Here is a 16,883-nt window from a genome sequence, read left to right as displayed (position 1 = left end):
TCTCTCATGAAGAGGCTCCTCTCGGGAACTGGCCTCGTGCTTTTTGGTCTGCTGCTGGCTTGCGCGGCGGTTGAGGGCTTGGTGCGCGTGGCAACCTCCTCGCAGCAGAATTATCTAATCGAGATGTGGCGTTATGCAACGCTGCTAAAGCGAAATAGTGCCGACCCCGTCATTGGCCATGAACACATTCCTGGCGCATCCGCTTTGCTGCAAGGGGTCAAGGTCTCCATTAATTCTCTCGGCATGCGCGGGCCTGAGCCGGACTTATCAACTGTCGGCAGGCATAAGGTTGTCATTGCTGGTGACTCTACCGCCATGGGGTGGGGCCTTCCGGAGGATGCAACGTTGCGCGGCCAACTCGCCAGGCGGCTCGGCTCGGGGACCGAGGTAATGACTACAGGTGTCGGCAACATGAACATGACGCAGATTGTTGCCAACTGGCTACGGTACGCTGACACAGTACGCCCGGATACGGTCATCGTGTTGGCGACTGCGCGTGCGCCGGCTGTGCAGGATACTGGCCAGGCCGGATGGCTGGTGCGTCACAGCCAAGCCTATGCTCTGCTCGTTTCCTTTATCGAAATTGCTTTGAGTAATACTCCTGGCCAGGCTGGCTTGATCGCATCCTATGAAAAAATGTGGGCTGGAGGCTCTGGCCGCGCTGCCATGGATGCGGCGCTGGACCGGCTGAAGGCGGACCAAGCGAAGCATGGTTACCGAGTGCTGGTAATGATGATTCCGGAGCCACACAGTTTCGAGCCTTACAAGTTCGACTTCGCCACCAATATCATGCGCGCGGAAAGTGAAAAGCGGGGTTGGACTTTCCTCGATCCACTGCCAACTCTTCGAAAAGAACCTGCCGAAAGCTATTGGGTTGCCAATAATGATGTCCACCCTAACGCAAAGGCATTCCAGGTTATGACGGATGTACTTAAACCGTATTTCCTTCGTCCTCAGGAGTAACAGTCGATGTTGTTTCAGCTGCCTTCGTTCCTCTTGTTCTTCCTGATTTTTTGCACTATTTTCGCCGTTTGTCCCAAGCGTTTTCAACTCAGCTACGTCACCATCGCTAGCCTGGTCTTCTACGCTTGGTGGTATCCACCCGCTGTTCTGTTGATGATCGCGATGATTGTTGCTTGCTGGTGGATGCTGCGACTCGTTTGGCATGATCGGAGCAAGCTGGCGCTTTGCGTGTTCGTCTCCCTGATTCCGCTTGTACTTTACAAGTACGCGGACTTCTTATTTGAGACCATTGAGAGCATTTCAGGTATCGAGACTCCGCGACTCGGCTGGGCGCTACCGCTCGGCGTGTCGTTTGTTACTTTTACCATCATTGGTTATCTCGTCGATACGGCACGCCAGCCTGAGAAGAAGCCACCAGGCTTCTGGTCGACCGCGGTGTATCTGACGTTCTTTCCTCACCTCATCGCAGGCCCGATCCTCCGTGCGCGCCACATCCTGCCGCAACTGCAGCAGATGAGGATTGCAAGCGCCAATCTCATGCCCAATTTAGCCCTGTTTACGGTCGGCATACTAAAAAAGGTGCTAGTGGCCGATCCTGTCGGCGCCTATGTCGACCAAGCTTACGCGGCCCATACTACCCTGTCGGGCTGGGAGGGCGTGGCGGCGATATTCGGCTTCTCGATACAGATCTATTGCGATTTTAGTGCCTATTCCGACATGGCGATCGCTCTGGCCGGCATGCTGGGGATAGCATTCCCGGAAAACTTTCACTCGCCCTATGGTTCGGTCTCGATGAGCGAGGTTTGGCGGCGTTGGCACATGACCCTGAGTTTCTGGTTGCGCGATTACGTGTTCAAGCCGCTGCACGGCTATCTGTACAAGTATGCTCGCCACCTCTCCATCGTTATCACCATGGGGGTTTCCGGCTTGTGGCATGGCGCCGCATGGACCTTTGTCCTTTGGGGACTAGCCCACGGACTGGTGATGGTTGCAGAAACCGTCAGCGGCTATGGGCGTTTTGCCGCCGCCGCATCGGGATGGAAGCGGTGGCTTTGCATACTCTTTACTTTCCTGATCTGGAGTTTGCTTGCGGTAATGTTTAGGTCTCCTTCTCTATCCGTAGCGTATGACGTTGTCGCCGGCAGCTTTTCCAGAGGCAACTTTGGCAATTGGCCTGCTGCGGCTACCATGCCTGTTCTTCTCGGTATAGGGTTGTTGCTGCTGCATCCATTTGATCAGGTAGACAAGATTCGCTCCATGGCCTCGTTTGTGCCGGCGACTGTCTTAGCTCCGGTGCTTCTCATGTTATGCCTCGGATGCGCGGCAGTTGCTTCGATGCAGCCAGCAAATTTCTATTATTTTGATTTTTAGCGGTGGTCGGCAAGGTGGCCCGGTCATCGGCGTGCGCCAGCGGCACCTTGTTTTGCGAAACGAATTCCAGCTGCTCGTCGTCGCAGCAGCACCAGCTTTCGTCGGGCCGGCCGTCAGCGCTGAAGGTGACGATCATGCTGTCGAAGCGCGCGCCCAGGCTTTTCTTCTGGTGGGCCACGAGCTTGAAGAACACGTCGCACGCGGTGGTGCTGATGACATGGTGCCTGGCCATGGGAGCTCCGCGATAAAACGCCAGCGTAGGCCAGCGGCGGTGGGGAAGTGTTGACGGGGCGCAAGGCATGCGCGCCTGTGTCTGACCGATTGACCATTTTGCCAATTTCTATACACTCGTCTCTTCATTCAAGACCTGGAGATGGAAATGCCGACCCTGCCAATGCGCCGCACCTTGCTTGTTCTCGCCTGCCTGGGCACCCTGGCCCACGCCCACGCCCACGCCGATACCGTCATCGACAATGCCAACGGCTACACGCTCGACGCGCACGGCAAGGTAGTCCGTTTCACGGCGCTGGCGTTTGACGACGCTGGCAAACTGCTCGCCGTCGGTAGCGCCGCGCAGGTGAAACGCAAGGTGGCCAAGGGCGCCACCTATGTCGACGTGCAGGGCAAGACCGTGTTGCCGGGCCTGATCGACGCGCATGGCCACGTGTTCGGCCTGGGGACGATCGCCAGCGGCGTGATGCTGTATGGTTCCACATCGCTGCCGGCCGCCGTGCAGGCCGTGGGCGAGTTCGCGCGTGCGCATCCGGAACGCAGCTGGGTCGTCGGCAATGGCTGGAACCAGGAAATCTGGAAGCTGGGGCGCTTTCCCACGGCTTTGGAGCTCGATGCGGCGGAAAGCGCGCGGCCCGTGTGGCTGCGCCGGGTCGATGGCCACGCTGGCTGGGCCAACAGCCGCGCGCTGGCGCTGGCCGGCATCACGCGCGCCACGCCTGATCCGGCGGGCGGCAAGATCGAACGCGATGCGGACGGCAATGCCACCGGTGTGCTGGTCGATAACGCCATGGACTTGATGGACGCCGTGCTGCCCAAGCCCGGCGACGTGGAAAACCGCGCCGCCCTCGATGGCGCATTGGCGCAGCTGGCGCAAGTGGGGCTGACCAGCGTGCACGATGCGGGCATCGGCCAGATGCAGGACCGCTTGTTCCGCGACTATGCGGACCACGGCAAGCTGACGGTGCGCGTGTACGGCATGATCGCCGACACGACGGAAGACTTCGACGCGCTGTCAAAAAATGGTCCCCTGCACAGCTATGCGCGCGACATGTACGCCTTGCGCGCCGTCAAACTGCTGTCCGACGGCGCCCTGGGCAGCCGCGGCGCGGCCTTGCTGGCGCCCTACAGTGACGACCCGACCACCAGCGGCCTGCTGTTCTACCCGGACGCCGCCATGCGCGCGAAGATGGCAAAAGCCATGCGCGCCGGCTATCAGGTGAATGTGCACGCCATCGGCGACGCGGGCAACCATCAGATCCTCGACGGCTATGCAGCCCTGATCGGAAAGTACCGCGGTGCTGGCCTGCGCCACCGCATGGAGCACGCGCAGGTGGTGCAATTATCCGACATCCCCCGTTTCAAGGCGCTGGGCATCGTGCCGTCGATGCAGCCGACGCACGCCACGTCCGACCAGAACATGGCGGAGCAGCGCGTGGGCCACGAGCGCATCAAGGGCGCGTATGCGTGGCGCACCTTCCTTGCGCAAGGTTCGCGCATCGCCTGCGGATCGGATTTTCCCATCGAGTCACCGAACCCGTTCGAGGGTATCCACGCGGCCGTCACGCGGCAAAACAGCGAGGGCTTCCCGGCCGGCGGCTGGTATCCGCAGCAAGCCATGACGGTGACGCAGGCGTTGCGCTGCTTCACCCTGGACGCGGCCTGGGCGGCGCACCAGGAAAAGGTCATCGGCACCCTGGAAGCGGGCAAATGGGCGGACTTCATCGTCGTCGACCAGGACTTGTTCAAGGTGGCGCCGACGGCGATTGGCAAGACGCAGGTGCTGCAGACGTGGGTGGCGGGCAAGCGTGTGTTCGAGAAAAAATGAGGGTTGGGGTCAGGCCCATCGGGTCTGACCCCAAAGAAAACCTGTTGACTTGGTTGTATAGACAACCTATGCTGGGAATACCAGAGCGGGCCAGGTATCGGGCTAGATACGCCCGCTCGCACCCTACGAGGAGACAGCATGAACAGCACAATGGACACCGATCCACGCTTTGATGCCAGCCGCACCATCCGCGCCCCGCGCGGCACGGTCATGGCTTGCAAGAGTTGGCAGGCCGAGGCGGCCTACCGCATGTTGCAAAACAACCTGGACCCGGAAGTGGCGGAAAATCCGCAGCACCTGGTCGTCTACGGCGGCATCGGCCGCGCCGCCCGCAACTGGGCCTGTTTCGACCAGATCCTCGCCTCGCTGCGCGAACTGGAAGACGACCAGACTTTGCTGATCCAGTCCGGCAAACCGGTGGGCGTGTTCCAGACCCACCCTGACGCGCCGCGCGTACTGATCGCGAACTCCAACCTGGTGCCGAAATGGGCCAACTGGGAACACTTCAACGAACTCGATCGGCAAGGCCTGTTCATGTACGGCCAGATGACGGCCGGCAGCTGGATTTACATCGGCACGCAGGGCATCGTGCAGGGCACGTATGAAACCTTCGCCGAGGCGGGCCGCCAGCATTTCGGCGGCGACTGGGGCGGGCGCTGGATTTTGACGGCGGGCCTGGGCGGCATGGGCGGCGCGCAGCCGCTGGCCGCCACCATGGCGGGCGCCGTGTCGCTCAATATCGAATGCCAGCAAAGCAGCATCGACTTCCGCTTGCGCACGCGCTACCTGGACAAGCAGGCGGCCAGCCTGGACGAAGCCCTGGAACTGGTCAAATATCACACTGAACGCAAGGAAGCCATTTCCATCGGCTTGCTGGGCAACGCGGCCGAAGTGCTGCCGGAACTGGTGCGTCGCGCGAAGACGGGCGGCCTGCTGCCGGACCTGGTGACGGACCAGACGTCCGCGCATGACCTGGTCAACGGTTACCTGCCACGTGGCTGGAGCGTGTCGGACTGGAAGGCGGCGCAGCAAGACCCGCAGCGCCACGCGCGCCTGACGGTGGCGGCCGCCGATTCCTGCGCCGCCCACGTGCAAGCCATGCTCGACTTCCACGCCATGGGCGTGCATACGGTCGATTACGGCAACAACATCCGCCAGGTGGCGTTCGACCAGGGCGTGCAGAATGCCTTCGACTTCCCCGGCTTCGTGCCCGCTTACATTCGCCCGCAATTTTGCGAAGGACGCGGGCCATTCCGCTGGGTGGCCCTGTCGGGCGACCCGGAAGATATCTATAAGACGGATGCGAAGATCAAGCAGCTGTTCCCGCATCACAAGCAGGTACACCACTGGCTGGATATGGCGCGCGAGCGCATCGCCTTCCAGGGCCTGCCGGCGCGTATCTGCTGGCTGGGACTGGGCGAGCGCCACATCGCCGGCCTGGCCTTCAACGAGATGGTGCGCACGGGCGAACTGAAGGCGCCCATCGTCATCGGCCGCGACCACCTCGATACGGGGTCCGTCGCCAGCCCGAACCGCGAGACGGAAAGCATGAAGGACGGCACCGACGCCGTCTCCGACTGGCCGCTGCTGAACGCCATGCTGAACACGGCCGGCGGCGCCACCTGGGTCTCGCTGCACCATGGCGGCGGCGTGGGAATGGGGTATTCTCAGCACGCGGGCATGGTCATCGTGGCCGATGGCAGCGAAGCGGCGGCGAAACGCCTGGCGCGCGTGCTGGTCAACGACAGCGGTTCCGGCGTGATGCGCCATGCCGATGCCGGCTACGAAACAGCGGCCGCCTGCGCCAAGCGCAACGGCCTGATTCTTCCCATGCTTCCTTGAGACCTTGATGCGAATGACTATGACACAGCATGCCAAAAGTTGGACCCTGAAACCGGGCGCGATGACCCTGGCTGATCTGCGCGCCGTCTGGGCCGCACCCGCCAGACTGATTCTTGCCGCCGAGGCGTATCCCGTCATCGAGGCGTCGGCCGCCGCCGTGCAAGCCATCGTCGCCAAGGGCGATGCGGCCTACGGCATCAATACGGGCTTCGGCCTGCTCGCCAAGACGCGTATCCCCGATGAAAAGCTGGAGCAATTGCAGCGCAACCTGATCCTGTCGCATTCCGTCGGCACGGGAGAGCTTCTGTCGGACGCCGTCGTGCGCCTGATCATGCTGATGAAGATCGGCAGCCTGGCGCGCGGCTATTCCGGCGTGCGCCCGCTGATCGTCGATACCCTGATCGCCCTGTACAACGCGGGCATCATGCCGGCCATTCCCGCCAAGGGTTCCGTGGGCGCCTCGGGCGACCTGGCACCGCTGTCGCACATGACCCTGGCCATGCTGGGCGTGGGCGACGTGCGCGTCAATGGCGAATTGATGCCGGCGCCCGAGGCGCTGGCGCAGGCGGGCATCGCGCCCGTGGTGCTGGCGGCAAAAGAGGGCCTGGCACTGATCAACGGCACGCAAGTGTCGAACGCGCTGGCGCTGCATGGCTTGTTCATGGCCGAGCGTCTGCTGGAAGCGGCCATGGTCACGGGCGCGCTGTCGCTCGATGCGGCCAAGGGCAGCGATGCGCCATTCGACGCGCGCGTGCATGCCGTGCGCGGACAGCCGGGGCAAATCCTGGCCGCGCAGATGTACCGCCAGCTGGTGGCCAATAGCGCGATTCGCGCTTCGCACCTGGAAGGCGACGAGCGCGTGCAAGACCCGTACAGCCTGCGCTGCCAGCCGCAAGTCATGGGTGCCTGCCTGGACCTGATTGGTAACGTCGGCCGCACCCTGCTGATCGAAGCCAACGCCGTCACGGACAATCCGCTCATCTTCCAGGACGGTCCCAACGGCCAGGCGGAAATCGTCTCCGGCGGCAATTTTCATGCCGAGCCGGTGGCGTTTGCCGCCGACACCCTGGCGCTGGCGATCGCTGAAATCGGCGCGCTGGCCGAGCGCCGCATCGCACTGCTGATCGACGCCACCTTGTCCGGCCTGCCGCCCTTCCTCGTGCGCGACCCCGGCGTCAATTCCGGCTTCATGATCGCCCACGTGACGGCTGCCGCGCTGGCGTCGGAAAACAAGTCGCTCGCGCATCCGGCCAGCGTGGACAGCCTGCCGACGTCGGCCAACCAGGAAGACCATGTGAGCATGGCCACGTTTGCCGGGCGCCGCCTGGACGACATGGCGCACAACACGGCCGTTATCGTCGGCATCGAGCTGCTGGCCGCCGCGCAGGGCATCGATTTCCACCGCCCGCTGAAAACCTCGCCGCACCTGGAGCACGTGCACCACCAGCTGCGCCAGAAAGTGCCATTCTTCGACGCCGACCGCTTCTTCGCGCCGGACATCGAAGCGGCCAAGCAGATGGTCTTGCGCGGCGAATTGAGCAGCACCTGCAAGAATTTGTTCGCCCCGCTGTACGCTTGAGCGGGCGCAAGGAGACAGGCATGGATTTCCGCTTCAACGAAGGCAGCATTCCGCTGCTGGTGTCGATGCCCCACGTGGGCACCGACATACCGGACGATATCGCCGCGCGCATGACGCCGCAGGCCTTGATCAAGGCCGATACGGATTGGCATTTGCGCGAGCTATATGGCTTTTTGCAGGAGATGGACGCGTCGGTGCTGTCGGCGCGCTGGTCGCGCTACACCATCGACTTGAACCGCCCGCAGGAAGACACGAATCTGTACCCGGGTCAGGATACGACGGGCTTGCTGCCCAACGATACCTTCCACCGCGAGCCGCTGTACCTGGCCGGCAAAGAACCCGATGCGGCCGACGTACAGCGCCGGTTGCAGCGCTACTGGGCGCCGTATCATGCGCAACTGCGCGCGGAACTGGACCGCCTGCTGCGCGTGCACGGCGCCGTGGTGCTGTGGGATGCCCATTCCATCGCCTCGCACGTGCCGCGCTTCTTTGACGGCAAGCTGCCCGACCTGAACTTCGGCACGGCCGATGGCGCCAGCTGCGATGCGGGCCTGACCTCCGCCGTGGTCGATATCGCGCGCGCGCAGGAGCAATTTACGGTCGCCCTGAATGGCCGCTTCAAGGGCGGTCACATCACGCGCCATTACGGCCAGCCGACAGGCCGCGTGCATGCGATCCAGCTGGAGATGTGCCAGTGCCTGTACATGGATGAAGCGATGCCGTTCGGTTACCGGCCTGACCTGGCCGCGCGAGTGCAGCCGCTGCTGCGCCAGATGATGGAAGCGGCCGTGGCGTGGGTGGCGCGTTGAGCGGCTGTTTGTTTGCGCGCCATGCGCTGCTGCCGCAAGGCTGGCGCCGCGACGTGCTGCTGGAGTGGGATGCGGCCGGCGACTTGACGCACATCCGGGAGGAGGCCGCTCCGCCGCCTGGCGTGGAAGTGGCGCAATATGTCTTGCCCGGCATGGTCAACCTGCATTCGCATGCCTTCCAGCGCGCGCTGGGCGGCATGACGGAGATCGCCGGCGAGGGAAGCGGCGATACGCCGGACAGCTTCTGGTCCTGGCGCGAACTGATGTACCGCTTTGCGCGCCACATCACGCCGGAGCAGACGGAAAGCATCGCCGCGCAGCTGTTTGCCGAATGCCTGCGCCATGGCTACACGGCCGTGTGCGAATTTCATTACCTGCAGCGCGATGCGGCTGGCGCGCTGTATGCGCGCCCCGCCGAGACGGCTGAACGGGTGCTGGCTGCGGCGCGCCTCAGCGGCATCGGCATGACGATGTTGCCCGTGCTGTACAGCCATGCTGGCTTTGGCGAACAAGCGTTGAAAGCCGAGCAGGCGCGCTTCCGCACCGATGCGGATGATGTGCTGCGCATCGTCGAGGCGCTGGCGCCGCAGCGCGGCGGGCAGGTGGAGGTGGGCTTCGCGCCCCACTCGCTGCGCGCCGCCGGCGTGGCGCAGATCCGTGCAGTGGCGCAAGCGCTGCCTGCGGACCGTCCGATTCATATCCATATCGCCGAACAGCAGGGCGAAGTGCGCCAGAGTCTCGATTACAGCGGCCGGCGCCCGGTGCAGTACTTGTACGACCACGTCGATGTCGATGCGCGCTGGTGCCTCGTGCATGCCACGCATATGCAGCCCGAGGAAGTGGCGCTGATGGCCGCCAGCGGCGCCGTGGCCGGCTTGTGTCCGACGACGGAGGCGAACCTGGGCGATGGGCTGTTCCCGCTGGCCGAATTCATCGCCGCCGGCGGGCGCTTCGGCGTCGGCAGCGACAGCCATGTGTCGCAGTCGCCCGTCGAGGAATTGCGCTGGCTCGAATACGGCCAGCGCTTGCAGCGCCAGCAGCGCAATGTCGCCGCCACACCCGATGAACGCCATGTGGGCGACTACCTGTGGCAGGCGGCCTTGCGAGGCGGCGCGCAGGCGTCCGGACGCAAGCTCGGTGCCCTGGCGCCGGGCTGCCGCGCCGACCTGCTGGTGCTCGACGAGGCGCACGTGAACTTGTGCGGCGTGGCCATCGCCGATGTGCTGGGCAGTTTTCTTTTCTGCGGCAACGACAACCTGGTGCGCGACGTGTTGTGTGGCGGCCAGTGGCAGGTGCGCGGTGGGCACCATCTGGCGCAGGATGCCATCGCCACCGCCTACAAGCGCACCCTGGCGCAACTGAGGGCGCTCTGATGGCGACCTTCATCCCGCATGAATACCTGCGTGCCGCGCCGTGGAAAAATGGTGGCGGCAGCACGACGGAGATCGCCATTGCTCCCCTGGGCGCCGGCTTCGACGACTTCGACTGGCGTATCAGCCTGGCGACAATCACGGCCAGCGGGCCGTTTTCCAGCTTTCCCGGCATCGACCGCAGCCTGATGCTGGTCGATGGAGACAGCGTGCAATTGACGCTCGATGGCACGCGCAAGGTGGTCTTGAGCGCGGCGCAACCGATGCTGTGGTTTCCCGGCGAGGCGGCCGTCGTCGCGCAATTCAAGGGGACGACAACGGATTTCAATGTGATGACGCGGCGTGACCGCTGCCGCCACCAGCTGGAAAAAATCACGGCACCGGGCAAGCTGGCGCGGCGCAGCGCGGCGACCCTGCTGTTTGTCGCCGGCGATGGCGCCGTGCTGGCGCGTGGCGATGACCAGCAGTTCGTGCTGGCCCGCTATGACGCCCTGCTGCTGGACGCCGACGATGCGCAGGAATGGCGGCTGGAAGCTCTGCAGCGCACGGCCGTGTTCCGCGTCGACCTGTTCATCTAGGAAGGAAAAGACATGCAAGACTGGGACCTGGTCATCCACAACGTCCACCTGGCCACCATGGAACACGGCTATGGCGAACTGCTGGACGCAGCCATCGCCGTCAAGGATGGCCGCATCGCGTGGTTCGGCCCTGGCGACGAGCTGCCGGCCAGCGGCGCGGTGCTGATTGATGGCCAGGGTTGCTGGCTGACGCCCGGCCTGATCGACTGCCATACGCATATCGTCCACGCGGGCAACCGCAGCGACGAATTCGAGGCGCGCCTGAATGGCGCCAGCTATGAAGAGATCAGCCGCGCCGGCGGCGGCATCATGTCTACCGTGCGTGCCACGCGCGCGGCCAGCGACGACGAGTTGCTGCGGCAAAGCCTGCCCCGCGTGCTGGCGCTGCTGGCCGAGGGCGTGACCACCCTGGAGATCAAGTCCGGCTACGGCCTGGCTGCGGACAGCGAGGCGAAGATGCTGCGCGTGGCGCGCAGGATAGGGAAACAGCTGCCGGTGTCCGTGCGCACCACCTTCCTCGGCGCGCATGCGCTGCCGCCCGAGTATGCGGGTCAGCCCGACGCGTATATCGACCTGCTGTGCGCGCAGATGCTGCCCAAGCTGGCCAGTGATGGCCTGGTCGACGCCGTCGACGCGTTTTGCGAGCGCATCGGCTATACGCCAGCGCAAACGCAGCGCGTTTTCGAGGCGGCGCGAGGCTTGGGCTTGCCCGTCAAACTGCATGCAGAGCAGTTGTCCGACCTGGGTGGCGCGGCGCTGGTGGCCCGCTATGGCGGCCTGTCGGCCGACCATCTGGAATTCTTGTCGGAAGAGGGCATCGCCGCCATGGCGGAACATGGCACGGTGGCCGTGCTGCTGCCGGGCGCGTATTACTTTTTGCGCGAAATACAGCAACCTCCTGTCGCGGCATTGCGCGCGGCGGGCGTGCCGATGGCTGTGTCCACCGATTGCAATCCGGGCACGTCACCCATGACGTCCTTGCTGCTGGCGATGAACATGGCGTGCACCCTGTGGCGCCTCACGCCGCAGGAAGCACTGGCCGGCTGCACGCGCCATGCGGCGCGCGCGCTGGGCCTGCAGCATGAAACGGGCAGCCTGGTGGTGGGCAAGCGCGCCGATTTCGCCCTGTGGCGCATCGCGCGTCCGGCCGACCTGGCGTATGCGCTGGGCCTGAACCCGTGCGTGGGCGTGGTGCATGGCGGTGTCTGGCGCGCGCCGGTGGTAAGCTTGGCGGATTGATCATCCGTCCTGGAGCGCCGCGTGCGTGCTGCTTACTTGCCGTTTTACTTGCTGTTCTTGCTTGTCTTTGCCGCCGCGCCCGCACATGCCCTGGACGGCGGTACCTTGAAGGTGGGCTCGAAGCGTTTCACGGAATCCTACATCCTCGGCGAAATCGTCAAACAGAGCGCCGCGCCGTACGTCAAGACGCAGCACCGCCAGGGACTGGGCAATACGGCCATCGTGCTCGCCGCGCTGCAGGCGGGCAGCATCGACGTGTATGCCGAATACATGGGCACCATCGCCAGCGAAATCCTCAAGCACGACAAACCGATTGATCTGGAACAGATGCGGCGCGAGCTGGCGGCGCTGGGGCTGGGCGTGGCCGTGCCTTTGGGCTTTAACAATACCTATGCGCTGGCCGTGCGTGGTGATGAAAAATCCATCACGAACTTGACGCAACTGGCGCAGCACCCGGCCCTGAGATTCGGGCTGTCGCATGAATTCATCGGTCGCGTCGATGGCTGGCCGGGCCTGGCCGCCCGCTATGGTTTGCCGCAGCGCCCGCGCGGACTCGATCACGGCATCGCCTATGAAGCGCTGGCGCAGCGCCAGGTGGACGTGATCGACATCTATTCGACGGATGCGAAGATTCGCCAGTATGGCTTGCGCGTGCTGGCCGACACGCAGCAGTACTTTCCCCGCTATGACGCCATGCTGCTGTACCGGCTCGACCTGCCGCCGCGCTTTCCCGCCGCCTGGCAAGCGTTGCTGCGGTTGCAGGGGCGCATCAGCGAGGGCGACATGATCGCCATGAATGCGGCCGTGGAAATCGATGGCAAGAGCTTTGCGGGAGTGGCGCGGCAATGGCTGGCGTCCGGCATGAAGGCCGATAAATCCGCTGGCGCAGCGCGCAGCGGCCTGCTGGCTAAAATCATCGGCGACGACTTGTGGAGCCTGACGCGCCAGCACGTGACCCTGGTGCTGCTGTCGGTCGCTCTGGCTTGCCTGATCGGCATTCCGCTGGGCGTGCTGGCGGCGTTTTCGGCGCCGCTGCGGCAAGCAGTGCTGGCCTTCGTCGGCGTGCTGCAAACGGTGCCCTCCCTGGCCCTGCTGGCGATCTTGATCCCCGTGCTGGGCATGATCGGCACCGTGCCGGCGCTGGTGGCGCTATTCGTGTACGCCTTGCTGCCCATCGTGCGCAATACCTGCACGGGCATCTTGCAGGTGCCGCAAGGCTTGCGCATGGCGGCGCTGGCGCTGGGCTTGAGCCGGCGCGACCGCCTGCTGCACGTGGACTTGCCGCTGGCCTTGCCCGTCATGCTGGCAGGCGTGAAAACGGCGGCCGTGATGAGCGTGGGCACGGCCACCATCGCCGCCTTCATCGGCGCGGGCGGCTATGGCGAACGCATCACCATCGGCCTGGCGCTGAATGACAACGATATGCTGCTGGCCGGCGCGATCCCCGCCGCCGTGCTGGCCCTGCTGACGCAAGGCTTGTTCGAGCTGGTGGAGCGCTGGGCCGTGGCCGGCCGGCAGCAATGACGGCATCGCGGCTACAGCGAGTGCAGTTTCGAGCGCACCGAGACGACGGCCTGGTGCAGGATGCGTTCAGCCTGGAAGTCGTTCTCGCGCTGTTCGGCGATGGCTTGCAAGTCGCGTGTATAGCGTTCCAGGCGGGAGCGCAGATAGGCGCGGTAGATTTTCATGACGAGCGGTTTGGCAGAGACATTCATGATGTGGCTCCCATATGCGTAACGATTCGGTCATTGATTCGTTCATTGTGTGTGAGCGCATTGCCGCCATTTTGCGTCGTATCAAACGCCAGCGCGCCGTCACTTTGACGCGTTTGATATTGCGCAATGCCCCACCAGCAGAAGATGCCACACTGAATCTTCCCTGCCTGGCCATCATCGGCCTCAGGCTCTGTTTTCCCTGATACCTTCAAAAAAATCAAGGAGCGTCGCATGGTCATTTTTGCCGTGGTTGCTGGCTGCACCGCCTGCCTGACAGTGTACCAAATCTATAAGAATTCGCAGGGTGGTAATGGGGTTACGCAACAACATATCGGCTTGCACGGCACATTGATTGAACCACGGAAATAAACTGTGGCAAAGGATGGACAGTTCGCTGGCAGATTTAAGGAAAATGTAAGGCCCGGTAAGCAAATGTAAAGGTCGTCGCGGCGACAAGTCGTAGCGTTTATATTGATAACCGTTGATTGCATTCTCCCCCTCCCACTTGACAATGGGTTCACCCCGCGGTGCCGCTAGCCCGCGGGGATTTTTTTGGGTAAATGGTTTATGCTGGTTTTGGAGTGCCTGCCGACAATTGCGTCAAGGCATCGCCAGCGACCCGGCAAATGCGCCAGTCCGGCATCACGTCCGCGCCCATGCCCTTGTAGAAGTTGATCGCGTTTTCATTCCAGTCCAGCACCGACCATTCGAAGCGGCCGCAATCGCGTTCGACGGCAAGTTGCGCCAGCGCCACCAGCATTTGCTTGCCATAGCCCTTGCCGCGCACCGACTGCTTCACGTACAGGTCTTCCAGGTACAGCCCCTTGCGGCACAGGAAGGTGGAAAAATTATGGAAGAACAGGGCGAACGTCACTACTGCACCATTTTCCGTGCCCACCAGCGCTTCGCACGCGGGATGGGCGCCGAACAGGCTGTCGTGCAGCATGGATTCCCTGGCGATCATCATGTGTTCGAGTTTTTCAAACACGGCCAGTTCGTGGATCATGCCAAAGATGGCGGCTACGTCAGTTGCGGTCGCGGAACGAATGGCGAGGGAGGAAGAGGTGCTCATGTTGCCTTTGTTGGTGGAGTGGTGGAAAGGGACGCAATGCTACTCGTCTTGCGCGCGCCCGAGGTCAGGGCCCAGGCCACGCTGGATAGGCACAGCAGCATGCCCACCCATTCGATGGCGGCGGGCCGGTAATGTTCGAACTGCACCGACAGCAGCACGGAGATGACGGGCGTGACAACGCCGATATACACGGTCTTTTGCGTGCCGATGCGGGCGATCAAAGTGAAATACGCGCTGAAGGCGATCACCGAGCCGAAGATGGCCAGATACACCAATCCCATCCAGTAACTGGGGCGTGCGGGCAACTGCCAGGACTGGCCCGTGGCGATGGCCCAGCCGGCCACCATCAAGGTGCCCCACAGCATGGTCCAGGCCATGGTCAGCATCACGTTGCCGGAATGTTCGCGCACTTTCATGACCAGGGCATTGCCTGCCGTGCTGGACACGGTGGCCACCAGGGCCAGTATGAAACCGAGCAGGAAGTGGCCATTGCCGCCGCCCAGAATATCGTGCAGCGCCGCGCCGATGGACTGGTAAAACAGCAGCACGATGCCGCAGATGGCGACAAATGCCGCGCAGCAGGTGCTCCAGGTAATCGGCGTGCCGAAAGCAATGCGGTTGAGCAAGGGTGTCCAGAACACCATCAGCGCAAACAGCACGCTGACGAGGGCCGAGACCAGGTATTGCTCCGAGCTGTAGGTGCAGACATAGCTGAGGGCAAACGAGGCCAGGCCTTGCAGCAGCATCCATTTTTGCGCGCGCCAGGGCAGGCGCAAGCGGTCGCCGCGCAAGGCGCACCAGGCAAACAGGGTGGCGGAAGCGAGGCCGAAGCGGTAGACCACGGAAACGGCGGGGGCGACATCGCCCAGCTGCAAAGTGATGGCCCAGAAGGTGGAGCCCCAGATGAGGCAGGCAATGATGAACAGGAGAGGAGAGGACATCGCGCAAGTATACGGGCATAGCGCGTCCCGGTCGAGCTTGGCAAATGCGCAGGCAAGCTAGCCTCAGACATTGAGCCAGCGCAGTGCTTCTGGAAAATGTTAAATTTATGAAAATATTTACATTATTATCAAGTAAATATTCTCTGAATCGCATCTTTGAAGGGGGACCGCCATGCCAGCTTCACTGCAGATCAAAGTATGGAGCGTGCTGCTGTATGTCGTCGTGACCGCTGTGATTGCCATCTGGCTGCACCCTTCTGCCTTGCTCGCTGCCGGCGCATTCGGCTGAGCGCATGCGCCGGCAAGCAGATCAATGCGTGACGCGGGTCTTGCGGCCATCCGACAGCAGGCGCACGCGCTCGCCCGGACGGAACAGTTCGTCCGCGTCTTGCACGATGGCGCGCATGTCGCCATTGTCCAGGCGCACGGTGATTTCCAGGCCGGGTTTGTTGGAAGCGTTCGCTTCGATGCTTTTGCCCGCCATGCCGCCGGCGACCGCGCCGAGGATGCTGGCCGCGATGGCGCCCTTGCCGCCGCCGACTGTCGAGCCGGCCACGCCGCCCAGCGCCGCGCCAGCCAGCACGCCTGTGCCTGTTTCGCCCTTGTCGATGGTCACCTGGCGCACGGATTCAACCGTGCCCATGCGAACCGATTGTTCATTCTGCGCCTGGCGCGCGTTGTACACGTTCGCCGAGTTCGGTTGTACGGCGCAGCCGGCCAGGGTGGCGAGCAATACCACTGCAATGATTGGTGCTTTCATGTGGGACTCCCTTGGACAAAAGTTAGTTGCCGATTGCGTCGACCGGCAGTAAAGATGCTGACTTATCATAAGGACACTTGCCGCAGATAACCAGTTGCGAATAGTAAAAATCTGTTACCGGTTCCGCGTGACCAAGGGGCCACCTGCTGCTCAATACGCCAGCCGCAGGCGCCGGTACAAGAATCCCAGCACGAACAGCGGTCCCACCAGTAAGAAGCGCAAGTCGTCCAGGAATGACGGTTTCTTGCCTTCGATCTGGTGGCCGATGAACTGGCCTATCCAGGCCAGCACAAACAGCGCCATCGACACGGGGAATATAGTCAGCGCCGGCATGAGCAGCAGCAGGCCCAGCATGGTGCCCAGCATCGCCAGCATGCCCGCCGCAAACGGGCGCGACAGCTTGTAATAATAGTATAAGGCCAGAATACTGGCGAGCAGCGCCACGCTGGGGTGCACGCTCCACAGCAGTCCCAGCAGGCTGAAAACGATCAAGGGCACGCACACGATGTGCACCCATTCATTGACGTGGTTGCGGTGGCTCTCGCCATACTGGGCCAGCAGGGTGTCGATGGTGCGCATGGGCGG

The 16,883-nt window shown here is 63.0% G+C and carries 17 protein-coding genes; 10 read left to right on the top strand and 7 right to left on the bottom strand.

Annotated elements, in window-relative coordinates; all coding sequences use genetic code 11:
* The first annotated feature begins 6 nt into the window (after nt 1-6).
* Together ACQ4WL_RS06855 and ACQ4WL_RS06850 are read left to right on the top strand one after the other, a co-directional pair.
* Nucleotides 7-963: an SGNH/GDSL hydrolase family protein gene (locus ACQ4WL_RS06855; RefSeq protein WP_436508911.1), complete on the top strand. Its 957-nt coding sequence runs from the start codon at nt 7-9 to the stop codon at nt 961-963.
* 6 nt (nt 964-969) lie between these two features.
* A complete protein-coding gene (locus ACQ4WL_RS06850) occupies nt 970-2,334 on the top strand; it encodes an MBOAT family O-acyltransferase (RefSeq protein ID WP_436508910.1) in 1,365 nt (454 codons plus the stop codon).
* Here ACQ4WL_RS06850 and ACQ4WL_RS06845 read toward each other — a convergent pair.
* A complete protein-coding gene (locus ACQ4WL_RS06845; protein WP_436508909.1) occupies nt 2,264-2,566 on the bottom strand; it encodes a hypothetical protein in 303 nt (100 codons plus the stop codon). The genes ACQ4WL_RS06850 and ACQ4WL_RS06845 overlap by 71 nt on opposite strands.
* 147 nt (nt 2,567-2,713) lie before the next feature.
* Here ACQ4WL_RS06845 and ACQ4WL_RS06840 point away from each other — a divergent pair, with 147 nt between their 5' ends.
* The 8 genes from ACQ4WL_RS06840 to ACQ4WL_RS06805 all read left to right on the top strand — a co-directional run bounded on the left by ACQ4WL_RS06840 (nt 2,714) and on the right by ACQ4WL_RS06805 (nt 13,334).
* Nucleotides 2,714-4,393 (top strand): amidohydrolase, encoded by a 1,680-nt coding sequence (locus ACQ4WL_RS06840; protein WP_436508908.1) that lies wholly within the window; start codon nt 2,714-2,716, stop codon nt 4,391-4,393.
* A 138-nt stretch (nt 4,394-4,531) separates the two neighbouring features.
* Nucleotides 4,532-6,235, top strand: a complete 1,704-nt coding sequence (gene hutU, locus ACQ4WL_RS06835; protein WP_436508906.1) for a urocanate hydratase — start codon at nt 4,532-4,534, stop codon at nt 6,233-6,235.
* Nucleotides 6,236-6,254: 19 nt separating this feature from the next.
* On the top strand, nt 6,255-7,814 hold the full coding sequence (gene hutH, locus ACQ4WL_RS06830; RefSeq protein ID WP_436508904.1) for a histidine ammonia-lyase: 1,560 nt from the start codon (nt 6,255-6,257) through the stop codon (nt 7,812-7,814).
* 20 nt (nt 7,815-7,834) lie between these two features.
* A complete protein-coding gene (hutG, locus tag ACQ4WL_RS06825; protein WP_436508903.1) occupies nt 7,835-8,623 on the top strand; it encodes an N-formylglutamate deformylase in 789 nt (262 codons plus the stop codon).
* Nucleotides 8,620-9,996, top strand: coding sequence for a formimidoylglutamate deiminase (locus tag ACQ4WL_RS06820; RefSeq protein WP_436508902.1), 1,377 nt, complete (start codon nt 8,620-8,622; stop codon nt 9,994-9,996). The genes hutG and ACQ4WL_RS06820 overlap by 4 nt, the downstream gene beginning before the upstream one ends.
* Nucleotides 9,996-10,571, top strand: a complete 576-nt coding sequence (locus tag ACQ4WL_RS06815) for a HutD/Ves family protein (protein WP_436508901.1) — start codon at nt 9,996-9,998, stop codon at nt 10,569-10,571. Before ACQ4WL_RS06820 ends, ACQ4WL_RS06815 begins: the two co-directional genes overlap by 1 nt.
* 12 nt (nt 10,572-10,583) lie before the next feature.
* Entirely contained in the window at nt 10,584-11,810 is a 1,227-nt protein-coding gene (hutI, locus tag ACQ4WL_RS06810; protein ID WP_436508900.1) for an imidazolonepropionase, read from the top strand.
* Between the two features lie 21 nt (nt 11,811-11,831).
* Nucleotides 11,832-13,334 carry a glycine betaine ABC transporter substrate-binding protein gene (locus ACQ4WL_RS06805; RefSeq protein WP_436508899.1) on the top strand — a complete coding sequence of 501 codons (1,503 nt, stop codon included), beginning with the start codon at nt 11,832-11,834 and terminating at the stop codon, nt 13,332-13,334.
* An 11-nt stretch (nt 13,335-13,345) separates the two neighbouring features.
* On the opposite strand, the gene ACQ4WL_RS06800 is transcribed toward ACQ4WL_RS06805, so the two are convergent.
* The 6 genes from ACQ4WL_RS06800 to ACQ4WL_RS06775 all read right to left on the bottom strand — a co-directional run bounded on the left by ACQ4WL_RS06800 (nt 13,346) and on the right by ACQ4WL_RS06775 (nt 16,877).
* Nucleotides 13,346-13,525, bottom strand: a complete 180-nt coding sequence (locus ACQ4WL_RS06800; protein WP_034746290.1) for a hypothetical protein — start codon at nt 13,523-13,525, stop codon at nt 13,346-13,348.
* Entirely contained in the window at nt 13,522-13,758 is a 237-nt protein-coding gene (locus ACQ4WL_RS06795) for a hypothetical protein (protein ID WP_436508898.1), read from the bottom strand. The genes ACQ4WL_RS06800 and ACQ4WL_RS06795 overlap by 4 nt, the downstream gene beginning before the upstream one ends.
* A gap of 332 nt (nt 13,759-14,090) precedes the next feature.
* Nucleotides 14,091-14,597: a GNAT family N-acetyltransferase gene (locus ACQ4WL_RS06790; RefSeq protein ID WP_436508896.1), complete on the bottom strand. Its 507-nt coding sequence runs from the start codon at nt 14,595-14,597 to the stop codon at nt 14,091-14,093.
* Complete coding sequence (locus tag ACQ4WL_RS06785) at nt 14,594-15,538, bottom strand: DMT family transporter (protein WP_436508895.1); 945 nt, start codon at nt 15,536-15,538, stop codon at nt 14,594-14,596. The genes ACQ4WL_RS06790 and ACQ4WL_RS06785 overlap by 4 nt, the downstream gene beginning before the upstream one ends.
* 310 nt (nt 15,539-15,848) lie before the next feature.
* On the bottom strand, nt 15,849-16,298 hold the full coding sequence (locus ACQ4WL_RS06780) for an outer membrane lipoprotein (protein ID WP_436508894.1): 450 nt from the start codon (nt 16,296-16,298) through the stop codon (nt 15,849-15,851).
* 150 nt (nt 16,299-16,448) lie between these two features.
* The gene (locus ACQ4WL_RS06775; protein ID WP_436508893.1) at nt 16,449-16,877 is read right to left on the bottom strand and encodes an Mpo1 family 2-hydroxy fatty acid dioxygenase; all 429 of its coding nucleotides are present in this window, start codon (nt 16,875-16,877) and stop codon (nt 16,449-16,451) included.
* Nucleotides 16,878-16,883 lie beyond the last annotated feature (6 nt).

This window comes from Janthinobacterium kochi (genome assembly GCF_051380715.1).
In the GTDB taxonomy this organism is placed as follows: Bacteria; Pseudomonadota; Gammaproteobacteria; order Burkholderiales; family Burkholderiaceae_D; genus Janthinobacterium.
This window is presented reverse-complemented; position numbering and strand designations above follow the sequence as displayed.